We start from the raw sequence: 22,686 nt of genomic DNA on the forward strand, positions 1-22,686 counted from the left end.
CCGTCTGACGCCCGCTGGGGGTCGTCAGGCGGGCACACTGTTGCAACGTAGACTATGGGGGAAACCAAAACTACATTGCAGGGGAGATCCATGGCTGCGATCAACCGCGACGACGTCGCGCATCTCGCGCGTCTCGCGCACATCGAGATGAGTGCTGAAGAGCTGGACCGGATGGCCGGCGAACTCGCCGTCATCGTCGATTCAGTGAAGTCCGTAAGTGAAGCCGCCGGTGATGACGTCCCGGCCACGTCCCACCCGATTCCGCTGACAAACGTGTTCCGCGAGGACGTTGTAGGCCACACCTTCACAGCCGAGCAGTCCCTGAGCGGTGCCCCCGACGCATACGAAGGCCGCTTCAAGGTTCCGGCCATCCTGGATGAGGACTGATACATGACTGACAACAACGTTCTGATCCGCCTCTCCGCCTCCGCGCTCGCCGAGAAGCTCGCGGCCGGCGAGGTCACCTCCGTCGAAGTTACCCAGGCCTACCTGGACCGCATCGCAGCGGTCGACGGCGGCCCCCGGGGAGTCCACGCCTTCCTGCACGTGAACACGGAGGAGGCGCTCGCCGTCGCCGCAGAGGTTGACGCCATCCGCGCCGCGGGCGGCGCCGGCGCTGCGGAACTCCACGAACTCGCCGGCGTCCCCATCGCCGTCAAGGACCTCATTGTCACCATCGGCCAGCCCACCACGGCCGGCTCCAAGATCCTCGAAGGCTGGTACAGCCCGTACGACGCCACGGTGGTCAAGCGCCTCCGCGACGCCAAAATGCCCATCCTGGGCAAGACCAACCTGGACGAATTCGCCATGGGTTCTTCCACGGAGCACTCCGCCTACGGACCCACCCGCAACCCGTGGGACCTGGACCGGATCCCGGGCGGCTCCGGCGGTGGCTCCGCTGCCGCCGTCGCCGCTTTCGAAGCGCCCCTTGCCCTCGGCACGGACACAGGCGGATCCATCCGCCAGCCCGGCGCCGTCACCGGCACCGTGGGCGTCAAGCCCACCTACGGCAGCGTTTCGCGCTACGGCGCTATCGCGATGGCGTCCTCGCTGGACCAGATCGGACCGGTCTCCCGCACCGTGCTGGACTCGGCGCTGCTCCACCAGGTCATCGGCGGCCACGATCCTCGTGATTCCACGTCACTGCCGGATCCGTTGGACGACCTCGTCGCTGCCGCCCGGACGGGCAATGTGGACGGCATGAAGATCGGCATCATCAAGGAACTCCACGGCGAGGGCTACCAGGCCGGCGTCGAGAACCGCTTCAACGAATCGCTGGAGCTGCTCAAGCAGGCCGGCGCGGAAATCGTTGAGGTGTCCTGCCCCAACTTCAAGTACGCCCTGGGTGCCTACTACCTGATCATGCCGTCGGAGGCCTCCTCCAACCTGGCCAAGTTCGACGGCGTCCGGTTCGGCCTGCGGGTCCTGCCCAAGGACGCGCCGCTCACCATCGAGCGCGTGATGGGTGCCACCCGCGCCGCCGGCTTCGGCGACGAAGTGAAGCGCCGCATCATCCTGGGCACCTACGCGCTCAGCGCCGGCTACTACGACGCCTACTACGGCTCGGCCCAGAAGGTCCGCACCCTGATCCAGCGTGACTTCGAGGCGGCGTTCGCGCAGGCCGACGTCCTGATCTCCCCGACGGCCCCCACCACGGCCTTCAAGCTGGGCGAGAAGCTGAACGACCCCCTGGCTATGTACCTGAACGACGTCGCCACGATTCCGGCGAACATGGCCGGCGTCCCGGGCCTGTCCCTGCCGGGCGGCCTGGCTGACGAGGACGGACTGCCCGTCGGTATCCAGCTTCTTGCCCCGGCCCGCCAGGATGCGCGCCTGTACCGCGTGGGCGCCGTGCTCGAATCGCTGCTCGAGGCACAGTGGGGCGGCCCGCTGCTGGACCGTGCTCCGGCCCTGACTGAAACTGTCCCGAGCCACGGAGGTTCACACTAATGACTGACGCAACCCTGAGCTTCGAAGAGGCCATGGAGAAGTACGATCCCGTCCTGGGCTTCGAGGTCCACGTGGAGCTCAACACCAAGACGAAGATGTTCTCCTCGGCACCGAACGTCTTCGGCGATGAGCCCAACACGAACGTCAACGAGGTGGACCTCGGCATGCCCGGCGTGCTGCCCGTGGTGAACAAGACCGCGATTGAGTCCTCCATCAAGATCGGCCTGGCGCTCAACTGCAAGATCGCCGAGACCTGCCGCTTCGCCCGGAAGAACTACTTCTACCCGGACACCCCGAAGAACTTCCAGACCTCGCAGTACGACGAACCCATCGCGTACGACGGCTACCTGGACATCGAACTGTCGGACGGCACCGTGTTCCGCGTCGAAATCGAGCGCGCCCACATGGAAGAGGACGCCGGCAAGCTGACGCACATGGGCGGATCCGCAGGACGCATCCAGGGTGCGGACTACTCGCTGGTGGACTACAACCGCTCCGGCGTTCCGCTCGTCGAGATTGTCACCAAGCCGATCCAGGGTGCAGGCAGCCGTGCCCCTGAGCTGGCCAAGGCCTATGTCGCCGCGGTCCGGGAGATCGTCAAGAACCTCGGCGTTTCGGACGCGAAGATGGAGCGCGGCAACGTGCGCTGTGACGCCAACGTGTCACTGCGCCCGCACGGCCGCGAACGCTTCGGCATCCGCTCGGAAACCAAGAACGTCAACTCGCTGCGCGCCGTCGAACACGCCGTCCGTTACGAGATCCAGAGGCACGCCGCCGTCCTGGACTCCGGTGAGCCGGTCGTCCAGGAAACACGCCACTGGCACGAGGACACCCGCTCGACGACGTCGGGCCGGGCCAAGTCCGACGCCGACGACTACCGCTACTTCCCGGAGCCGGACCTGGTTCCGATTGTTGCCTCCCGTGAATGGGTGGAGGAACTGCGTGCCACCCTGCCCGAGCCGCCCGCCGAGCGCCGCAAGCGCCTGCAGGCCGACTGGGGATACTCGGACCTGGAGTTCCGTGACGTGGTTAACGCCGGTGTCATGGACGAGATCGAGGAAACCATCGCCGCCGGCGCCACCGCCACCGTGGCCCGCAAGTGGTGGATGGGCGAGATCGTGGGCCGCGCCAAGAATGCGGACGTCGACCCCGGCCAGCTGGGGGTCAAGCCCGAAACCATCGTGGAACTGAACAGGATGGTGGAAGCCGGCAAGATCAACAACAAGATGGCCGCGGAAGTGCTCGACGGCGTGCTCGCCGGCGAAGGCACCCCGGCGGAGATCGTGGAGAAGCGCGGCCTGGCCGTGGTCTCCGACGACGGCCCTCTGCTGGAAGCCATCGACGCGGCACTTGCCGCGCAGCCCGGCGTCGCGGACAAGATCCGCGGCGGCAAGCTGCAGGCCATCGGTGCGATTGTGGGCGGCGTCATGAAGGCCACCCGCGGGCAGGCCGACGCCGGTCGCGTGCGCGAACTGATCCTGCAGCGCCTCGGCGTCGAAGGCTAAGCCACGCGATTTAACCCAACTGGGTCGCAGTTAATGTCGTTTAGAACGCTCATAACGACATCTACTGCGACCTAGTTGGGTTTAAGGGGAGACCAGGCCGGCCATGATGTCCTCCAGCGCCTCGCACACCATCATCACCGACGTGCGCTTGAGGTTTTCCGGCCGCGCCAGGATGTCGATCCGGCGCCGGGTGCTGATGCCCTGCAGCGGCCTCAGCACGATGTCCGGGTTCAGCACCGGCCGCGCGGTATGCCGCGGCAGCAGTCCGATCACGCTGCCCGTGGCCACCAATCCCGCAACCGTGGAGTAGTCGTTGATCCGGTGGACGATGTTCAGCTCCCTGCTGGACACGGCGGCGACGGCGGACAGCACGTCCGCGGGGGAGTAGCCGGCATGGCTGGTCACCCACGGTTCGCCCACGACGTCGTGCGCCGTCAGGGCCTCCTTGCCGGCCAGCCGGTGCCCGGCGGACAACGCCACGTCCAGCGGCTCGTGGGCCAGCGGGATGACCGCCACCCGTTCCTGCGGCCAGCGCGGGCTGTGGTCCATGCGGTGCGCCAGGACGACGTCGTAGCGGGCGGTCAGCGCGGGGAAGTCCTGCTGGGCCACATCTTCGTCGGACAGCAGGACGCGGGGCTTGTCTGGCGAGTCCAGCATTCGGGCCAGGGGCGCGAACAGCGCCTGCCCGGCGCTGTGGAAACCGCTCACCGTCACCGGCGCCACCGTGGAACCGTGGTACGCCCCGATCGCCATCCGGGCATCCGCCATGGCGCTGACGACGGCGGCACCGGCGTCTGCCAGTGCCTGGCCGGCCTCGGTCAGGACCAGGTTCCGGCCCTCCTTGCGGGTCAGCGGCACGTCCACGCTCCGCTGGAGTGCCGCCAGTTGCTGGGACACGGCGGAGGGTGTGACCAGAAGCGTTTCGGCCACCGCTTTGACGCTCCCGAGGGCGCCGAGTTCCCGGAGCATTTCCAGCTGATGGATTTCCATGCCTCACAGTCTATTGCTTAGCAAATCCTAAATCGTCGATTGAGAAGAATTCGGTTGTGCTAATGCTTCTTTGTGGTTCTAATGAAGGGAGTCAGCCCGATAACACCGCGGGCACCGCTAGACGCAATCCCGAGAGTTAGGAAGCCAATGAAGGCTCTGTACAAAGCCGGCGCACACGCCGGATTTGAGCTGGTGGACCGCCCCGAGCCGGAAACCGGCCCCGGGGACGTCAAGATCCGCGTGATGACCACCGGGATCTGCGGCACGGACCTTCATATCCAGTCCTGGGATGCCTGGGCCCAGGGCATGATCGAGGCACCCCTGATCGCCGGCCACGAGTTCTACGGCGAAGTAGTGGAAATCGGCGAGGACGTCCGCGACGTCAAGGTGGGCAACCGCGTCTCCGGCGAAGGGCACATTGTCTGCGGCATCTGCCGCAACTGCCGCGCCGGCCGCCGCCAGATGTGCATCCACACCGTCAGCGTGGGAGTGCAGCGGGACGGTGCCTTCGCCGAATTCGTGGTCATCCCCGAGACCAACGTCTGGGTCCACCAGGATCCGTCCGTCACTCCCGAACTCGGCGCCATCTTCGATCCCTTTGGCAACGCCGTCCACACCGCCCTGAGCTTCCCGCTCGTCGGCGAGGACGTGCTGATCACCGGCGCCGGGCCCATCGGGCTCATGGCCATCGCTGTGGCCCGCCACGCCGGCGCCCGGAAGATTGCCATTACCGACGTCTCCGCGCCGCGCCTGGAACTGGCCCGCCGGCTCGGCGTGGACCTCGCCATCGACGTCTCGAAGATGCGCGTCAGGGACGCCCAGCGCGAACTGGGCATGCGCGAGGGGTTCGACATCGGCATGGAAATGTCCGGGCACCCCACGGCCCTGCCCGAGATGATCGACAACATGAACCACGGCGGCCGGATCGCCATGCTGGGCCTGCCGAGCCAGTCCATCGACATCGACTGGGGCAAGGTGGTCACGCATATGCTGACCATGAAGGGCATCTACGGCCGGGAAATGTTCGAGACGTGGTACGCGATGAGTGCCATGCTGTCCTCCAACCCGGTGCTGCACGCCAACATCTCGGCGGTGGTCACGGACACCCTGCCCGCCTCGGACTGGGAGAAGGGCTTCGAGGTTGCCCGCGCCGGCGTAGGCGGCAAGGTTGTCCTTGACTGGACCGTCTTCTAGCCCTTTTCCCGTACTGACCGGCACCAGAACAAAGAATTCACCCCAGCTGAGGAGCGCACCCCATGTATTCAGCCATCAAGGACCAGCTGCAGAACGAGCTGGATGAGATCCGCACCGCGGGCCTGTTCAAGACAGAGCGCCACATCGATTCGCCGCAGGCCAGCCACATCAGGGCGGGCCAGATCGGCGAGCAGGGGGCAGACGTGCTGAACTTCTGCGCCAACAACTACCTGGGACTTGCGGACCACCCGGACATCATCGCGGCCGCGAAGGCCGCCATGGACGAGCGCGGCTTCGGCATGGCCAGCGTGCGCTTCATCTGCGGTACTCAGGACCTGCACCTGGCACTGGAGGCCCGGGTCTCCAAGTTCCTGGGCACTGAGGACACCATCCTCTTCTCCAGCTGCTTCGACGCCAACGGCGGTGTGTTCGAGTCCCTCTTCGGACCCGAGGACGCCATCATCTCCGACGCCCTGAACCACGCGTCCATCATCGACGGCATCCGGCTCTGCAAGGCCCAGCGGTTCCGCTACGCCAACCGTGACATGGCGGACCTGGAAGCCAAACTGATTGAGGCCACCACGCAGGAGAAACCGGCCCGCCGCAAGATCATCGTGACGGACGGCGTCTTCTCCATGGACGGCTACCTGGCCCCGCTCGAGGCCATCTGCAACCTGGCCGAAAAATACGACGCCCTGGTGATGGTGGACGACTCGCACGCCGTAGGCTTCATGGGCTCCACCGGCGCGGGCACGCCCGAGCACGCCGGTGTCAGCCACCGTGTGGATATCTACACCGGCACGTTCGGCAAGGCGCTGGGCGGCGCCTCCGGCGGCTACGTCTCCGGCCGCGCCGAAGTGGTGGCCATGCTCCGCCAGAAAGCCCGTCCCTACCTGTTCTCCAACTCACTCGCGCCGGCCATCGTGGCAGCCACGCTCAAGGCCCTGGACCTCGTGGAAAATTCCGCGGAGCTGCGCTCCACGCTGTTTGCCAACGCCGCGCTGTTCCGGACCCGGATGGCGGCCGAAGGATTCGAGCTCCTCGACGGCGAGCACGCGATCGTCCCGGTGATGTTCGGGGACGCCGTGATGGCCGCCAAGGTGGCCGACCGGATGCTCCGGCACGGCGTGTTCGTCACCGCGTTCAGCTACCCCGTGGTGCCCAAGGGAGCCGCCCGGATCCGGGTGCAGCTCTCCGCGGCGCACAGCAGCGAGGATGTCGAGGCGTGCGTCCGGGCCTTCGTCGAGAGCCGCGACGCGGTGGGCGCCTGAGGTACTGACGTGACGTCCTGACGGGTGCAAGGATGTAGTCATGTCAGCAAATTACGATGTGGTGATTGTGGGCGGCGGCATTGCCGGACTGTCCCTTGCCTCGGCCCTGGCCGGTAAATGTAGTGTGGCCCTCGTCGAGGCCGAACAGTCCCTGGCGTACCACACGTCAGCGCGTTCGGCCCGGCAACTGATCCCCAGCTACGGACCGGTGGTGGTCCAGGAGCTCACGCTCCGGACGCTCGGGCTGATCGCGGCCCGGGATGCGGAGTTGCCCGAGCCCGTCCTGTCTCCGCGCAGCTTCATGCTGATCGGCGACGAAGACACCGTCCGGGAGGAAGCCAGCGGGCACATGCACCGGATCTCCCATGCCGAGGCCCTGGAGCTGTGCCCCGCGCTGGATCCCGGCTTCTTCACCGCGGCCGGCCTGGACACCGGCTCGTTCGCCTGCAATGCGCCCGTGCTGCTGGAGGACCACCGGCAGCGGGCCGAGGCGGGCGGCGTGGACATCATCACCGGCGCCAAGGTCCATTCAGCCCAGCGGCTGGGGTCCAGCTGGGAGCTCGGGGCCGGCCAGGAAGGGTTCCAGGCCGGCGTCGTGGTCAACGCGGCCGGGGCCTGGGCAGATGAACTTGCCGTGATCAGCGGCGTGGAGAAGCTCGGCCTCCAGCCGTACCGCCGCACTGCGGCGATTGTCGACGTCGAGCATCCCCTGCCGGAGTCCTGCCCCATGGTTGCGGCGGCGGACGAATCGTTCTACTTCCGCAGGGAGGGCAACGACGTACTGATTTCGCCGTCGGAATCGGTGCCGAGCGGCCCCGAGGACGCGAAACCCTACCCGGGTGACGTCGAGGCGCTGGTGGCGCGGCTGAATGCGGTGACCACCCTGGGGATTCGGAGCGTCAAGTCCGCGTGGACCGGCCTGCGCACGGAAGCTGCCGACGGCGTCCCCGTGGTGGGGTTCGACGCCGAAGCCACCGGATTCTTCTGGCTCGCCGGACAGGGCGGTTACGGCTTCCAGACGTCCTCCGGCATTGCGGAACTGGCTGCGGAGCTGATCCTGGCCGGGCCGTCCACCGGGCAGAGTGCCTGGGACGGGGAGGCCGGGCTCAGTCCGGAATCCCGGACAGCGGCGGCCCTGGCTGCCACCCGCTGGTCCATCCGGCACTGAAGAATGGACCCATGAGCACCCTGATCACCAATATTGCCGAGCTGATGACCCAGGACGCGGAGCACCGCGTCCTCAAGGATGCCGCCGTGGTGATCGAAGGGGAGCGCATCTCCTGGATCGGTCCGGCCACGGCCGCTCCGGCCGCTGACGACGCCGTGGATGCCGGCGGCCGGGCGCTGCTCCCGGGCTGGGTGGATTCGCACACCCACCTGATCTTCGCCGGCGACAGGACCGCGGAGTTCGAGGCCCGGATGGCGGGCGAGAGCTACAGCGCCGGCGGCATCGCAGTGACCACGGGCGCCACGCGGGGGACGAGCGACTTCGACCTCACCCGGCTTGCCCTGGGCCGCGTGGCCGAGGCGGTCTCCCAGGGAACCACCTACCTGGAAACCAAGACCGGTTACGGCCTGGATGTCGAGAATGAGGCGCGCAGCGCGCGCATCGCCTCCACCGTCGCTGACGAAGTGACCTACCTCGGCGCCCATCTGGTCCCGGCGGGCGCGGATGCCGGGGAATACACGGACCTGGTGTGCGGACCCATGCTGGCGGCCGTCCGCCCCTACGTCAGCTGGGCGGACGTGTTCTGCGAGCAGGGGGCGTTCAACGAGGAGCAGTCGCGCCGCGTGCTGCGGGCCTGCCGGGACGCAGGACTTGGACTGCGCGTCCACGGCAACCAGCTCGGCGAAGGGCCCGGCGTGCAGCTGGCCGTGGAGTTCGGTGCGGCGAGCGTGGACCACGTCAATTACCTGTCCGCCGCGGACGTGGACGCACTGGCAGGCAGCTGGTCCGGGTGGCAGGGCTCCGGAACGCGCGGCACCGTGGCCACGTGCCTGCCCGCCTGCGACCTGTCCACCCGCCAGCCGTTGGCACCGGGCCGCGGGCTGCTCGACGCCGGCGTGCCGGTAGCCCTGGCCTCCAACTGCAACCCCGGCACGTCCTACACGAGCTCCATGGCGTTCTGCGTCACCACCGCCGTGTTGCAGATGCGGCTCAGCGTCCACGAAGCCGTCCGTGCCGCTACCTACGGCGGCGCGCTTGCGCTGCACCGGGAGTCGGGGAACGACGTCGACGGCGAACGGGCGGTGGGTTCCATCGCCGTCGGCCACCGCGCGGACCTGCACCTGCTCAATGCCCCTTCCGCCACCCACCTGGCCTACCGGCCGGGCATCCCGCTGACCCACGCCGTCTGGCGGGCGGGAGTCCGCGCCCGCTGACCTCCCTGGAGCAGGGGAGGGCTAGAACACCATGGGCGGTGCATCCAGCACCGTCTCGTCCACGCGGCGGTCCTCCCACTGGCTGAACGGCTTGTCCAGTTCATACTTGCCCACGTGCGTGCGCACCAGGGTCCGCACTTCGGCATTGTCAGGGTTGTTGAGGGACTCGAAATACTCCACGGACCAGTGGAACCAGCGCATGCAGAACAGGCGCATCGTGAGTCCGTGCGTCACGAAGAGCGCGTTGGGCGCGTAGTCCGGCCGTGCCCAGTGCCGGTGAAGCGTCTCCATGAAGGAGGAGATCCGGTCGTAGACGTCCGAGCCGGATTCGCCTTCCCGGAAGCGGTAGAAGAAGTGGCCGTACGCGTTCCGGAGTTCCTTCTGGTCCTCGATGTCCCCGGCGATCTGGAAGTTGGCCCAGTCCTGTTCACGGAGGCGGGGTTCCTCGATCACACGTTCAGTGAGCGGGCCCAGGTTGAGCGCCTCGAGGGTCTGGTACGCCCTGAGGTAGGGCGAGACGTAAACACACACCTGCTGCCCGTCCAGCTGCCGGCGGATCCGCTCGCCGGCTGCCTGGGCCTGCGCCACGCCGAGCTCCGTCAGCGGTATCCGGTAATCCGGCACCCGGTTGTAGATGGAGGTGTCGAAATTGGCGGCGGACTGGCCGTGCCGGATCATGATGATTTTGTCGGGCGCACTCATAAATTCCTAGCATAGGCCCCGGCCCGCCCGGCTGGCGGGAAGCGTCGTTCCATCACCAGGGGCGGGCGTCCGGCGGCGGCGGACAGGAAAGAACCAGCAAGTGAAGGCAAGATAGGAACATGCTGGTTCCCTCCCGCCGTCGTCTGCGGATCGAAGTCTGGATTGTCCTGGGTCTGTCGCTAGGGCAGTCCGCCGTGTATTCCGTGGTGCAGCTGCTGGACAAGATGACGCGCGCACCCCTGGCGGAGGGCACCTCCACCCTCAACCGCTCGCAGAGCAGCCGTGAATACTTCGACCTGACCTACCAACTCCTGGACATTGTGTTCGCACTGGTGCCGGTGGTCCTGGTGATCTACTTCCTGACCGAGCACCGTCCGGCGGGGGAGTCCGGCGCCTCTGCCTTCCGTAAGCTGGGGTTCAACTTTGCCCGTCCCGGCAAGGACCTGCTGCAGGGGCTGGGCCTCGCGGCGCTGATCGGTATTCCGTCCCTGGGGCTTTATGCCGCCGGCCGGGCCCTTGGCGTCACCACCGCCATCATCCCCAGCGCGCTGGACGCCTACTGGTGGACCATTCCCGTACTGATCCTGTCTGCCGTGCGGCACGGGATCGTCGAGGAAGTCATTGTGGTGGGGTACCTGCTGGACCGGCTCGGAAAATTCGGGTGGAGCGTGCCGCTGGCTATTTTCGCCAGTTCCATGCTCCGCGGCAGCTACCACCTCTACCAGGGCTTCGGCCCTTTCCTGGGCAACGCCGTCATGGGGGTGGTCTTCGCCTGGATCTACACCAGGACCCGCCGCGTGATGCCGCTGGTGATCGCCCACGCGCTGCTGGACATCGTGGCCTTCGTCGGGTTCAGCCTCTTCGGCAAGGCCATCGGGCTGGGTTGAGACGGGCTGGGTTGAGACGGGCTGGGTTGAGCCGGGTTAAAAGGATTCGGCCGCTATCGGTGGGTGACGTCGTTGGCACCCGCTGATAGCGGCCGAAGTTCAGGGGCAGCACGCAGCCCGTGGTCCGGAGCGGACCACACGGTGGAACAGGATCAGATGATTACTGCCCCGGAGGCGGTTTCGAAGGTGACGGAGAGGATTCCCGGCGTCCCCTTCGGGGCGACCCATTCAACCGCGACATCCTCCAAGGGCTTCTCGACCGGCTGACCGAGCCATTCCGTGACGCGTTCGGCCGAGCCCGCGATGGTGAGGCTGGACATCTTGACGTTGCTTGGGTAGGCGTTGGACGGGTGAAGCTCCGGGTCGCCTTCCCACTTGAGCATGTAAGGCACCTGCGGGTCTGCGATGAGGCCCAGGATGCCGATCTGCTTCCAGACGAGCTCGCGGCCGTCGGGGAACTTGCGGTTCCCGTTGACAGCCGAACGGCCAAGGCGTTCTTCGAAGGGAGCCAGGTCGTCCACTTCGACGCACCAGCCCATCCAGCCGCCCCCCGCCGCGGAGCGGGCACGTACGGCCTGCCCGAACGGCGCCTTGTCGGATGCCGGGTGGTCCAGGACCTCCACGACCTCCAGGTACTTGTGCCCGGCGAGCGGGATAATCATGTTGCGGGTGCCAAAACGGGGGTGTACCCCGCCCTTCACGGCTTCGACGCCGAGGGCGGTTGCAATACGTTCGGTGGTGGCAGCCAGGCCATCCTGTTCACAGGCGTAAGAGACGTGATCCATGCGCATGCCATCATCTTGGCACTTTGTGATGGAGCTCTCAGCTAAGGGTGCCCTAACCGTGGTGGGATGTCATTGCGGTCCCGCCTGAGGGCCCGAAATAACGCGGCCGACGTCCTTCGTCACAAACCTGTTCACACGCTATCAGCCGTTCCTACACTGATTCCGGGCCAGGACCGCCTGGCGGCACCGGCCCTGCCAAGGCAGGTCCTGCCCCGGCACAGGTGCCCTCCACAGAAGGAGCTTCCCGTTGTCCAACGCATGGTCATTCGAAACCCGTCAGATCCACGCCGGCCAGGAGCCGGACAGCGCCACCGGTGCCAGGGCACTGCCCATCTACCAGACGACGTCGTTTGTGTTCCCGAGTGCTGAAAGCGCCGCCAACCGTTTCGCGCTGGCTGAACTGGCACCCATCTATACGCGTATCGGCAACCCCACCCAGGACGCCGTGGAACAGCGCGTCGCCAGCCTGGAAGGTGGACTGGCAGCGCTCCTGCTCAGCTCGGGCCAGGCCGCGGAAACGTTTGCCATCCTCAACGTGGCCGAAGCCGGCGACCATGTGGTGGCCAGTCCCAGCCTTTACGGCGGCACCTACAACCTGCTGGCCCACACCCTGAAGAAGTTCGGCATCACCGTGACGTTCGTCGAGGATCCGGACAACCTGCAGCAGTGGGAGGACGCCGTCCGGCCCAACACCAAGCTCTTCTTCGCCGAGGTGGTGTCCAACCCGCGCCAGGATGTCCTGGATATCGAAGGCGTGTCCGGCGTTGCCCACGCGGCAGGTGTCCCGCTGATCGTGGACAACACCTTGTCCACTCCCTACCTCATCCGGCCGCTGGAATGGGGCGCCGACATTGTGGTGCACTCGGCCACGAAGTACCTTGGCGGGCACGGCAGCGCCATCGCCGGCGTGATTGTGGACTCGGGGAACTTCGACTTCGGCAAGGACCCGGCGAAGTTCCCCGGCTTCAACACCCCGGACCCCACCTACAACGGCCTTGTCTACGCGCGGGATCTCGGGGCGGAGGGTGCCTTGGGCGCGAACTTGTCCTACATCCTCAAGGCCCGCGTCCAGCTGCTGCGCGATCTGGGGTCCGCGGTTTCCCCGTTCAATGCCTTCCTCATCGCCCAGGGCCTGGAAACCCTGAGCCTGCGCGTTGAGCGGCACGTCGCCAATGCGGTGGGCGTCGCCGAGTGGCTGGAGTCCAGGGACGACGTCGAATCCGTCGCCTACGCGGGCCTGCCGTCCAGCCCCTGGTATGAGCGCGGCCGCAAGTACGGGCCCAAGGGCACCGGCGCCATCGTCTCGTTCACCATCGCCGGCGGGGCGGAGGCCGGCAAGCGGTTCGTGGACGCCCTGGAGCTCCACTCCCACGTGGCAAACATCGGCGACGTGCGCTCCCTGGTCATCCACCCGGCGTCGACCACGCACAGCCAGCTGACGGCGGAACAGCAGGCCGTGGCGGGCGTGACCCCCGGCCTGGTCCGCCTCTCGGTGGGGCTCGAACACATCGATGACATCATCGCCGACCTCGACGCCGGTTTCCGCGCCGCCAAGGGCGACTGACCGCCCTGACTCCCGGCGTCGTCGACGCCGGGAGTCACATTGCTGTCACAATCTTCGCCATTGCGGCGACGCATTTCGTAGACTCTCTACAGGTCATGAGTGCCAGCGACAGCCCCGGCTTGCTGGCCGGCAACCCTCCTTCCGCGGCGGGGTGCCCCGGGTGAAGACCTGGCCTGCCGGCCAGTTGGCGGCAGGCAAGCGCGAAGAAGAGGTCCTCACATGACGATTGCCGTCACCCGCAGCGGTGTACCCGGAACCAGCAGCCCCAACGAGCCGTTCACCGCCCCCGTCCCGGACGGTACCGTCAAGTTCCTGAGCGTCGGCGGACTCGACCTGGAAGCCGGCGGCCACCTCCCGGACGTCACGCTCGCCTACGAAACGTGGGGAACGCTGAACCCGGACCGTTCCAACGCCGTGCTGGTGCAGCACGCCCTGACCGGCAGCACGCATGTCACGAGGGGTGCCAGCGACGAGGAAGGCTGGTGGGAGCAGCTGGCCGGTCCAGGCGCCCCGGTTGATACGGACAAGTACTTCGTGGTCTCCATCAACATTCTGGGCGGATGTTATGGCTCCACCGGCCCGTCGACCCCGGCACCGGACGGGAAGCCGTGGGGTTCTCGCTTTCCCCTGGTGACCCTGCGCGACACCACGGCGGCCGAAGCCCGGCTGGCAGACGCACTGGGCATCGGAAGCTGGTACGCGGTACTGGGCGGCTCCCTCGGCGGAGCCCGCGCACTGGAATGGGCCGTGACCTACCCTGACCGCGTCCGGCGCTGCGGCGTGATAGCCAGCGGCGCCAGCAGCACCGCCGAGCAGATCGCGTTCGCGCAGGCGCAGACCCTCGCCATCCGCCAGGACGCCAACTTCAACGACGGAGACTACTACGGCAGCCCGGAACCGGAGGCCGGCCTGGCCCTGGCGCGCAGGATTGCGCACATCACCTACCGCTCCGCCGACGAACTCGCAGCCCGGTTCGGCCGCAGCCCGCAAGGCGGCGAAGCCCCGCTCCAGGCCGTGTCGCTCGGGGAGCGCGGCCGCTACCAGGTGGAGAGCTACCTCGATTACCAGGGCACCAAGCTGGTGCGCCGCTTCGACGCCAACAGCTACATCGCCATCACCGAGGCGCTCATGAGCCACGATGTTGGCCGGGGGCGCGGTCCGCTCACGGAAGCACTGGCGGAGGCCAAAGCTGAGTTCTTCATCGCCGCAGTGAACACGGACCGGCTCTACTTTCCTGCGCAGTCCCACGAACTCGCGGCAGCCCTCCCCGGTGATGTCCCCGTGCACGTCATCGATGCACCCATTGGCCACGACGGCTTCCTCACCGAGATCGGCCAGCTTAGCGCGCAGCTGAGGCAGAACTTCTTCGCATAGTCCGCCGGCGAAATGTGCGTTTTTGCAGAGCCGTTCTGCAGAAAATGGCGTTGAGCCTGCGGCAATGTGAGTCCATACTCTAGGGGACCGGCGCGCGTTGGTGGTGCACATCACACGCGGCCGCTACGGAATGGTCCACATGGTGTCGACGGAGACGCCGAAGGAGTTCACAATGAGCACGCACGACTCCGCCGCAAGGCGAGTAGATGAGACTGATGTCAAGGCTTCCGGGCTGAGGAAAGTGGTGACGGCCTCCATGGCCGGCACCGTCGTTGAATGGTATGAATTCTTCCTCTACGCTTCCGCGGCCACCCTGGTTTTCGGCAAGTTGTTTTTCCCCAATTCCGGTACGGAGCTGGACGGGATCATTGCCGCCTTCGTTACCTACGCTGTGGGCTTCGTGGCCCGTCCCATCGGTGGCATCGTGTTCGGCCACTTCGGCGACAAGTTCGGCCGCAAGCAGCTGCTTCAGCTCAGCATCATCCTGGTGGGTGTCTCCACGTTCCTGATGGGCTGCCTCCCCACCTTCCAGCAGATCGGCTACTGGGCCCCGGCATTGCTGGTGTTCCTGCGGTTCGTGCAGGGCTTCGCCGTCGGCGGTGAATGGGGCGGCGCCGTGCTGCTCGTGGCCGAGCACAGCCCCAGCAAGTCCCGCGGGTTCTGGTCCAGCTGGCCGCAGTCAGCGGTGCCCATGGGCAACCTGCTCGCCACCGGCGTACTGTTCACGCTGTCCTCGACGCTGTCCTCGGCCGACTTCCTCAGCTGGGGCTGGCGCGTCGCATTCTGGCTGTCCGCGGTGATCGTGATCGTGGGTTACTACATCCGCACCAAGGTCCAGGACGCGCCGATCTTCCTCGAGGCACGCAAGGAGGTTGTGGTTGAGAACAAGGGCTACGGCGTTGCCGAGGTCTTCCGCCGCTACCCGCGCGGCGTCTTCACGGCCATGGGCCTGCGGTTCGCTGAGAACATCCTCTACTACCTCGTGGTCACGTTCTCCATCACCTACCTGAAGGTGGTAGTCCAGACGGACACGTCCAGGATCCTCCTGCTGCTCCTGGTGGCGCACTTCATCCACTTCTGCGCCGTTCCGATGGTCGGCAAGCTCTCGGACGCTTTCGGACGCAAGCCCGTTTACATGGCCGGCGCAGTCCTCGGCGGCACGTGGGGCTTCTTCGCCTTCCCGATGATGGACACCAAGAACGATCTGGTCATCCTGGCCGCCATCACCATCGGCCTCCTGTTCCACGCGCTGATGTATGCCGGCCAGCCCGCGATCATGGCTGAGATGTTCCCGACGCGGATGCGCTACTCCGGTGTGTCACTCGGATACCAGGTCACCTCGATCGTCGCCGGCTCACTGGCCCCGATCATCGCCACGGCGCTGCTGAGCAACTTCAAGTCCTCCGTTCCGGTGGCGATCTACCTGCTTGGTGCGTGCCTTGTCACCCTGTTCGCTGTCTTCATGCTCAAGGAAACCCGCGGGATTTCGCTGCACGACGTGGATGCCGCGGATGCGCAGGGCACGGCGGACCTGCTGGCCGCTTCCAAGGCAAACAGCCAAGAGATGCCGGCCAAGAAGTAGCGGCAAGGAAGGTGTCCATGCGAGCAGCAGTCCTCTATTCCACCGTCCCCGCGGGAACCAGCTACGCCGAAGCCCGCCCGCTTGTGGTCCAGGAACTCGACCGGCCCGAACCCCGCGCCGGCGAGCTGGGAGTGGCCATCACTTACTCCAGCCTGTGCCACTCGGATCTTTCGGTGGTGGACGGCTCCCGGGTCCGGCCGCTGCCCATGGCGCTGGGACACGAGGCCGTGGGACGGGTCGTGGCAGTGGGCGAGGGCGTCCGGGACGTCTCGGCGGGGGACCATGTGGTGCTCGTCTTCGTTCCCAGCTGCGGCGACTGCCGGGCGTGCCGCTCCGGCCGCCCGGCCCTATGCCACCGCGCCGCCGAAGTCAACGGCTCGGGTGACCTGCTGCACGGGGAAGCGCTGCTGCGGACGCCGTCGGGCGAGCGGATCAACCACCACCTCGGCGTCTCGGCCTTTGCCGACTACGCCGTGGTGGCGCGCGAGTCCGTGGTGGTGATCGGCGACGACGTCCCGGACACCGTCGCGGCCATGTTCGGTTGCGCCGTGCTCACCGGAATGGGCGCCGTGCTGAACACGGCGGCGGCCACCTCAGGGCAGTCCGTGGCAGTCTTCGGGCTCGGCGCCGTCGGACTGTCTGCGGTGATGGCGGCGTCACTCGCGGGCGCTGCCGCCGTCATTGCCATCGACCCCAACGAAGACAAGCACCGGCTCGCCCTGGACTGCGGCGCCACGGCAGTGGGAACTCCCGACGACGCCGCCCGGCTGGTCGCCGAGGCAACCGGCGACGGCGTGGACGTTGCCGTCGAAGCAGTGGGATCCGCGGGGGTGATCGCCTCGTGCCTGGACCTCGTGACGCGGGGCGGCGCCGTCGTCTCCGTCGGTCTGCCCAAACCTTCAGCGGAACTGACGGTAAAGGCACTGCAATTCGCCGGAGCAGGGAAGCGGCTCCTCGGGTCCTACATGGGGGATGCCGTTCCGGAGCGGGACATTCCGCTGTACCTTGACCACTGGCGGGCCGGGCGGCTTCCGGTGGAGCTGCTGCACACGGACACCCGGCCTCTGGCGGAAATCAATGAGGGCCTCGATGCCCTCGCCGCGGGCCGGGTGGTCCGGCGGCTGTTCCAGGCCTAGGATCAGGCCAGTGTCAGGCCGCCAGGAGTTCCCGGCGGCCTGACACTTCCGCTTTAAGCGCCTCCACGACGGCCAGGACCGACGCCGAGCGCAGCGACTCGGGACGCGCCACCGCCCAGATGGGAAGCTGGCGCTGGAACAACTCGGGAAGCACGGGCACGAAGTCCGGATTAAAGGCCACCATGAAGTTCGGCAACAGTCCGATGCCCGCGCCGAGCCGGACCGCCTCCACCTGGGCGAAGATGCTGGTGGCCTGGAAGCTGAATTTCGGCGCGGGCAGCTGCGATGACCGGTGCCCGAGCTCCGCCACCTGCAGCGCTGACTCAACGTAGGAGACAAAGCCGTGCTCCCGGACGTCGTCCAGGGCGGCGGGAAGTCCGCGGGTCCGGACATAGTCCGGGCTGGCGTAAAGCCGCAGGAAGTAGTTCGTGAGGAAGATGGGCTGGGCGTTGGTGACCTCCATCCGGCCAACCACGACTTCCAGGTCCACGCCGGACCGGTTCTGGCTGGCCTTGCGGGTGGCACTGAGCATCTCGACGTTCAACAGCGGATTCTCCTGTTGCAGTCGGACCAGCGCCGGAGTCACGAATTCCGCCCCGAATCCGTCGGATGTGCTGATCCGGACCAGTCCGGACAGGGAGTGTCCGCCGTTGCTGATGGTGCCGGCCAGGGAGCCGAGCGTCGACTCAATCGCCTCGGCGGCGGCAACGGCCTGGCTGCCCAGTTCGGTCAGTTCCCAACCGTGCGGGCTGCGCTCCAGCGTCCTTCCGCCGAGCTGCTTGTCCAGTGCCAGGATCCGGCGCGAGATGGTGGTGTGCGTGGTGCCCAGCGTCTCGGCCACGGCGTTGAACCGGCCCAGCCTGGCCACTGTCAGCAGGATCAGCAGGTCATCGGGACTCGGCAGCCGGTTCAAATCCACTGGTTCTTGTCCATCGTTCAGCCTCCCGGTCAATGTGCATCCATGCACATGCACTCTGTAATTTTTTCCCTTGATTGCACTGTAACAGGGTGTGATCGTTGACACGGAACATCCAGCAATATCGGCTGGTACACGAAGCAAAGGAGCTTTTGCCATGGCAGTAGTCGCTTGGATCGGTCTCGGAAACATGGGTGGGTCCATGTCGGCAAACCTGGCAAAGGCCGGCCATGACGTCCGCGGATTCGACCTCAACCCCGAGGCCGTGGCTGCTGCCGAAGCCGGCGGCGTCAAGCCGGTGGCGAGCATTGCCGCCGCGGTGGACGGCGCCGACGTCGTCTTCACCATGCTGCCGAAGGGCGAACACGCCCGGGCCGTGTACCTGGGCGAGGACGGTGTTTTGGCCCATGCCGATACCCGCACGCTGCTGGTGGATTCCTCCACCATCGACATCGCGTCCGCGCAGGCACTGCACGACGCCGCCGCTGCCGCCGGCTTCCGCTTCGTGGACGCCCCGGTTTCGGGCGGTATGAGCGGGGCGAAGGCCGGGACGCTCACCTTCATGATCGGCGGTGAGGCGGGCGCCGTTGCCGACGCCACCGAATACATCCGTCCCATGGCCTCCAACATCATCCCCACCGGCGGCGCCACTACCGGCCAGGCCGCGAAGATCTGCAACAACCTCATGCTCTTCATCAACCTGGCCTCCACTGCCGAAGGCGCAGTGCTCGCCGAGCGCCTGGGCCTGGACAAGCAGGTCTTCTGGGACATCGCCTCGGTGTCTTCCGGCGACAGCTGGGCGCTGCGGACCTGGTACCCGGTGGCCGGCGTCGTGCCCACCGCTGCCTCCAACAACGACTTCGCGCCGACGTTCACCACCGAACTGGCCAACAAGGACATCGGCCTGGCCATCAGTGCCGCCCGCGACACCGGCACTCCGCTGGAAATCGGCGAGCACGTGCAGACCCTCTTCCAGCGACTCATCGACTCCGGGCAGTCCGGGAAGGACTGCTCGATGATCATCAAGCTCGTCGACGGCTCGCTCGAAGCCTCCAACTAACCGCAGCCGTTTTCACGAAAAGGACTTTCCCATGGAACGCATTCCGCACTTCATCAACGGCGCCCGGATCAGCGACGCCGACCGTTTCGGCCCCGTCTTCAACCCCGCCACCGGCGCGCAGGACAAAGAGGTGGCGCTTGCCTCGGCCTCGCGCGTGGAGGAAGCCATCGCCGCAGCCCAGGCCGCCCTGCCGGGCTGGCGGGCCACCAGCCTGGCCAAGCGCACCAACATCTTCTTCCGCGTGCGGGAACTCCTGACCCAGCGCAAGTCCGAGCTGGCGGCCATCCTGACCAGCGAGCACGGCAAGGTGCTTTCCGACGCGGAAGGCGAGATCTCCCGGGGCCTTGAAAACATCGAGTTCGCCACCGGGCTCGCGCACATGCTCAAGGGTGAACGGTCGGAGCAGGTTTCCAGCGGCGTGGACGTGCACTCGGTGCGCCAGCCGGTGGGCGTGGTTGCGTGCATCACACCGTTCAACTTCCCGGCCATGGTGCCGCTGTGGATGATCGGCAGCGCACTGGCCTGCGGCAACACTGTCCTCCTCAAGCCCAGCGAGAAGGACCCGTCGTCGGCCGTCTTCATCGCTGAAGTCTTCGCGGAGGCGGGCCTGCCGGCGGGCGTTCTCAACGTGGTCCACGGCGACAAGGAGGCTGTGGACGTCCTGCTGGAACACCCCGGGGTCAAGGCTGTCAGCTTCGTGGGCTCCACCCCGATCGCGCAGTCCATCTACAAGCGGGCGGCCGACCACGGCAAGCGCGTCCAGGCGCTGGGCGGTGCCAAGAACCACATGGTGGTCCTGCCGGACGCGGACCTGGACATGGCGGCCGATGCTGCCGTGTCAGCCGCCTACGGCTCTGCCGGGGAACGCTGCATGGCCGTCTCCGTGCTGGTGGCGGTGGGCAATATTGCGGACGACCTGGTCAAGGCCATTTCCACGCGCATGGCGGACCTCAAGATCGGTCCGGGTATGGACCCTGCTTCGCAGATGGGACCCCTGATCACCAAGGAGCACCGGGACAGGGTTGCCTCCTACGTGGCCGGTGCAGCGGACGAGGGCGCCACGGTTGTGGTGGACGGCCGCGAGCACGAATTCGACTCGGATGGCTTCTTCATCGGGGTCAGCCTGGTGGACCACGTGAAGCCTGGCATGAAGGTGTACGACGACGAAATCTTCGGTCCCGTGCTGTCGGTGGTACGGGCGGACAGCTACAGCGACGCCGTCAAGCTGGTGAACGACAATGAGTTCGGTAACGGCGTGGCCATCTTCACTCGCGACGGCGGCGCAGCGCGCCAGTTCGAGTTCGACGTCGAGGCCGGCATGGTGGGCGTCAACGTGCCCATCCCGGTTCCGGTGGGGACGTTCTCGTTCGGCGGCTGGAAGAACTCGTTGTTCGGGGACACCCACATGTACGGCCCGGACAGCATCCGCTTCTACACCCGCGGCAAGGTGGTCACCACCCGCTGGCCGGACCCGTCCACCTCGGTGATCGACCTCGGCTTCCCGCAGGTGGACTAGCGCGGGTCGCTTAAATCAGGTGTTGGCTGGATGGAGCCGTGGCTGCCCATCGAAGTAACAACCGCGGCTACCGCGGCGGCCATGGCTGGGACGTAGAACCAGCCGATGCTTGCGGAGCCGATGACTACGAAGACAACAAGAGCGACAGTCGTCGCGACCGATACTGGAGTCCGCGTGCGTCCTCTTGTCAGGAGAGGTAGCGCGGTCAGGGCTACGGGGGTGAGCAACGGCACCAAGATGGATGGCCCTACTGTTTCAACCAGGGTCGGATGGCTAACCTGCTCTGGCCCGCCAGACGTTAGTTTTACCTGGGTGTACATGGGAACCAGTAAGAGAACCAAGGAAGCCATTATCGCGAGTGAGAGAGCAAGAACCTGGCAAACATTCTTAGAATCCAGATGACGTTTCATATGACTCTCCAGCTGTAGCTGTATAGGTCAACGAAAGCACCGTTGGGGTGATTCCACTAGAGGACAGTACGCCAATAAGGAGACATGCCCTGGCTGGTCAGCCAAGGACCGACGCAGGGCAGACTTCCCCGGGGCACTAAATTGTCGGTGGTCACTGCCAGACTTCTGTCATGGAAGGCAACTGGGGGCCGGGACTGGCTCCGGACGAGACCGGCCGCGGGGTCACGGTCAGGGACCTCATCGGTCTCTTGGCCGTGATCCGCCCCTCCAACGACAGTGCCGCCCTGGTTGACCAGCTTCGGGATCTGGAAGAGCTGAAGTCGGCCGCTGCCGCAATGCAGGCCCGCGACTCGGTCGCGTTCGATGTCCAGCAGCGCTGCGCCCAGACTGAGGCCGGGCTTCCGGCAGATGAACTCGGCAAAGGCGTCGCCGCCCAGATCGCTTTGGCCCGTGGTGAATCGCCCGCCCGCGGCGGACGCTTGCTCGGCATGGCGAAAGCCCTTGTAACGGAGATGCCCCACACCTTGGCGGCCCTCCGGACCGGGCAGCTAAATGAGTGGCGCGCCACCCTGCTGGTGAAGGAAACCGCCTGTCTGTCTGCGGCGGACCGGTGCGCCGTTGATGAACGGCTCGCCGCGGACACATGTACCCTGGCCGGCGCTGGCGACCGGACGATTATCGCGGCAGCACGGACAGCGGCCTATCGGCTGGACCTTCACTCCGTGGTCAACCGTGCCCGCAACGCCGTTGCAGACCGGCACGTGAGCCTTCGTCCGGCTCCGGACACCGTGTGCTGTTTGACCGCACTGCTCCCGGTTATTGCCGGCGTAGCCGTCCACGCAGCCCTCACCAGACACGCCGACACGTTACGCTCCGACGGCGACACACGCTCCCGCGGCCAGCTCATGGCCGATGACCTCGTCGACCGGATCACGGGCACCTCCGGGGGGATTGGCGGCATCGAGATCCAGCTCGTGATGACCGACCGCACTCTCTTCCAAGGGGACAGCGAACCTGCGCGCGTGGCCGGGTACGGAGTCGTCCCTGCAGGATGGGCCAGAGCGGCGGTTGCAGGGTTGCCGCAAGGTGGGGGCGGCCAGTGCGCGATCCGCCACCACGACCACATTGTTGCGTGGCACCACGGAGGACCCACCAGCCACAGCAACGGCAGCGGCCTCTGCGAATCCTGTAACTACGCCAAAGAATCTCCCGGTTGGCATTCCGAACCAGGGCCTGGGCCACGGCACACCCTGCAGGTCCAGACTCCGACGGGGCATTCGTACCGGTCGACCGCCCCGCCGCTGCCCGGGGCATCATCACCCGGCACGCCAGTGCCGCTGAGCCGTCGCCAGAGACGCGAACTTCTGCACCGCGCGAAGATCCTGAAACGCACTCGTCTCAGCCCACTGGCAGCCTGAAAAAACAGGCCAGCCTGAAGCATCGGGCCGGCCGCCGGAAACGG

19 protein-coding genes and 1 riboswitch are annotated in these 22,686 nt (G+C 66.5%); of the genes, 15 read left to right on the forward strand and 4 right to left on the reverse strand.

What is annotated here, in order from left to right; translation table 11 throughout:
* Positions 1–90 precede the first annotated feature (90 nt).
* Genes gatC through gatB form a run of 3 tightly spaced genes read left to right on the forward strand, consistent with a single transcriptional unit; the run spans position 91 to position 3,455 of the window.
* Positions 91–387, forward strand: coding sequence for an Asp-tRNA(Asn)/Glu-tRNA(Gln) amidotransferase subunit GatC (gatC, locus tag Q8Z05_RS14370; RefSeq protein ID WP_028272567.1), 297 nt, complete (start codon positions 91–93; stop codon positions 385–387).
* Between the two features lie 3 nt (positions 388–390).
* The gene (gene gatA, locus Q8Z05_RS14375; RefSeq protein WP_305940292.1) at positions 391–1,950 is read left to right on the forward strand and encodes an Asp-tRNA(Asn)/Glu-tRNA(Gln) amidotransferase subunit GatA; all 1,560 of its coding nucleotides are present in this window, start codon (positions 391–393) and stop codon (positions 1,948–1,950) included.
* Complete coding sequence (gatB, locus tag Q8Z05_RS14380; RefSeq protein ID WP_305940293.1) at positions 1,950–3,455, forward strand: Asp-tRNA(Asn)/Glu-tRNA(Gln) amidotransferase subunit GatB; 1,506 nt, start codon at positions 1,950–1,952, stop codon at positions 3,453–3,455. The genes gatA and gatB overlap by 1 nt, the downstream gene beginning before the upstream one ends.
* Positions 3,456–3,536: 81 nt before the next feature.
* Here gatB and Q8Z05_RS14385 read toward each other — a convergent pair whose 3' ends face one another.
* On the reverse strand, positions 3,537–4,445 hold the full coding sequence (locus Q8Z05_RS14385) for a LysR family transcriptional regulator (protein WP_305940294.1): 909 nt from the start codon (positions 4,443–4,445) through the stop codon (positions 3,537–3,539).
* Positions 4,446–4,592: 147 nt separating this feature from the next.
* On the opposite strand from Q8Z05_RS14385, the gene tdh reads away from it, so the two are divergent.
* The 4 genes from tdh (at position 4,593) to hutI (ending at position 9,292) form a co-directional block, all read left to right on the forward strand.
* Positions 4,593–5,639, forward strand: a complete 1,047-nt coding sequence (gene tdh / locus Q8Z05_RS14390) for an L-threonine 3-dehydrogenase (protein WP_305940295.1) — start codon at positions 4,593–4,595, stop codon at positions 5,637–5,639.
* Between the two features lie 62 nt (positions 5,640–5,701).
* Complete coding sequence (locus Q8Z05_RS14395; RefSeq protein ID WP_305940296.1) at positions 5,702–6,910, forward strand: glycine C-acetyltransferase; 1,209 nt, start codon at positions 5,702–5,704, stop codon at positions 6,908–6,910.
* A gap of 40 nt (positions 6,911–6,950) precedes the next feature.
* A complete protein-coding gene (locus Q8Z05_RS14400; RefSeq protein WP_305940297.1) occupies positions 6,951–8,078 on the forward strand; it encodes an NAD(P)/FAD-dependent oxidoreductase in 1,128 nt (375 codons plus the stop codon).
* A gap of 11 nt (positions 8,079–8,089) precedes the next feature.
* Positions 8,090–9,292, forward strand: coding sequence for an imidazolonepropionase (gene hutI / locus Q8Z05_RS14405; RefSeq protein WP_305940298.1), 1,203 nt, complete (start codon positions 8,090–8,092; stop codon positions 9,290–9,292).
* A 21-nt stretch (positions 9,293–9,313) separates the two neighbouring features.
* Here the strand turns inward: hutI and Q8Z05_RS14410 are convergent, their stop codons facing one another.
* Positions 9,314–9,994 carry a histidine phosphatase family protein gene (locus Q8Z05_RS14410; protein ID WP_305940299.1) on the reverse strand — a complete coding sequence of 227 codons (681 nt, stop codon included), beginning with the start codon at positions 9,992–9,994 and terminating at the stop codon, positions 9,314–9,316.
* A gap of 119 nt (positions 9,995–10,113) precedes the next feature.
* On the opposite strand from Q8Z05_RS14410, the gene Q8Z05_RS14415 reads away from it, so the two are divergent.
* Complete coding sequence (locus Q8Z05_RS14415) at positions 10,114–10,881, forward strand: CPBP family intramembrane glutamic endopeptidase (RefSeq protein ID WP_305940300.1); 768 nt, start codon at positions 10,114–10,116, stop codon at positions 10,879–10,881.
* Between the two features lie 152 nt (positions 10,882–11,033).
* Here Q8Z05_RS14415 and Q8Z05_RS14420 read toward each other — a convergent pair whose 3' ends face one another.
* Complete coding sequence (locus tag Q8Z05_RS14420; protein WP_305940301.1) at positions 11,034–11,672, reverse strand: VOC family protein; 639 nt, start codon at positions 11,670–11,672, stop codon at positions 11,034–11,036.
* A 241-nt stretch (positions 11,673–11,913) separates the two neighbouring features.
* Here Q8Z05_RS14420 and Q8Z05_RS14425 point away from each other — a divergent pair, with 241 nt between their 5' ends.
* The 4 genes from Q8Z05_RS14425 (at position 11,914) to Q8Z05_RS14440 (ending at position 17,322) form a co-directional block, all read left to right on the forward strand.
* Positions 11,914–13,230 carry a bifunctional o-acetylhomoserine/o-acetylserine sulfhydrylase gene (locus tag Q8Z05_RS14425; RefSeq protein ID WP_305940302.1) on the forward strand — a complete coding sequence of 439 codons (1,317 nt, stop codon included), beginning with the start codon at positions 11,914–11,916 and terminating at the stop codon, positions 13,228–13,230.
* 91 nt (positions 13,231–13,321) lie between these two features.
* A riboswitch (SAM riboswitch) is annotated at positions 13,322–13,437 on the forward strand.
* 12 nt (positions 13,438–13,449) lie between these two features.
* Positions 13,450–14,604 (forward strand): homoserine O-acetyltransferase MetX, encoded by a 1,155-nt coding sequence (metX, locus tag Q8Z05_RS14430; protein WP_305940303.1) that lies wholly within the window; start codon positions 13,450–13,452, stop codon positions 14,602–14,604.
* Positions 14,605–14,776: 172 nt separating this feature from the next.
* Entirely contained in the window at positions 14,777–16,186 is a 1,410-nt protein-coding gene (locus tag Q8Z05_RS14435; RefSeq protein WP_305940304.1) for an MFS transporter, read from the forward strand.
* Positions 16,187–16,203: 17 nt separating this feature from the next.
* Positions 16,204–17,322: a zinc-dependent alcohol dehydrogenase family protein gene (locus Q8Z05_RS14440; RefSeq protein WP_305940305.1), complete on the forward strand. Its 1,119-nt coding sequence runs from the start codon at positions 16,204–16,206 to the stop codon at positions 17,320–17,322.
* A 13-nt stretch (positions 17,323–17,335) separates the two neighbouring features.
* Here the strand turns inward: Q8Z05_RS14440 and Q8Z05_RS14445 are convergent, their stop codons facing one another.
* Positions 17,336–18,235, reverse strand: coding sequence for a LysR family transcriptional regulator (locus Q8Z05_RS14445; RefSeq protein WP_305943576.1), 900 nt, complete (start codon positions 18,233–18,235; stop codon positions 17,336–17,338).
* Between the two features lie 160 nt (positions 18,236–18,395).
* Here Q8Z05_RS14445 and mmsB point away from each other — a divergent pair, with 160 nt between their 5' ends.
* The 3 genes from mmsB to Q8Z05_RS14460 all read left to right on the forward strand — a co-directional run bounded on the left by mmsB (position 18,396) and on the right by Q8Z05_RS14460 (position 22,642).
* Positions 18,396–19,298 carry a 3-hydroxyisobutyrate dehydrogenase gene (gene mmsB / locus Q8Z05_RS14450; RefSeq protein ID WP_305940306.1) on the forward strand — a complete coding sequence of 301 codons (903 nt, stop codon included), beginning with the start codon at positions 18,396–18,398 and terminating at the stop codon, positions 19,296–19,298.
* A gap of 31 nt (positions 19,299–19,329) precedes the next feature.
* The gene (locus Q8Z05_RS14455; protein WP_305940307.1) at positions 19,330–20,814 is read left to right on the forward strand and encodes a CoA-acylating methylmalonate-semialdehyde dehydrogenase; all 1,485 of its coding nucleotides are present in this window, start codon (positions 19,330–19,332) and stop codon (positions 20,812–20,814) included.
* Positions 20,815–21,394: 580 nt separating this feature from the next.
* On the forward strand, positions 21,395–22,642 hold the full coding sequence (locus tag Q8Z05_RS14460; RefSeq protein ID WP_305940308.1) for an HNH endonuclease: 1,248 nt from the start codon (positions 21,395–21,397) through the stop codon (positions 22,640–22,642).
* Positions 22,643–22,686 lie beyond the last annotated feature (44 nt).

This window comes from Arthrobacter oryzae, assembly GCF_030718995.1.
GTDB lineage: Bacteria > Actinomycetota > Actinomycetes > Actinomycetales > Micrococcaceae > Arthrobacter > Arthrobacter oryzae_C.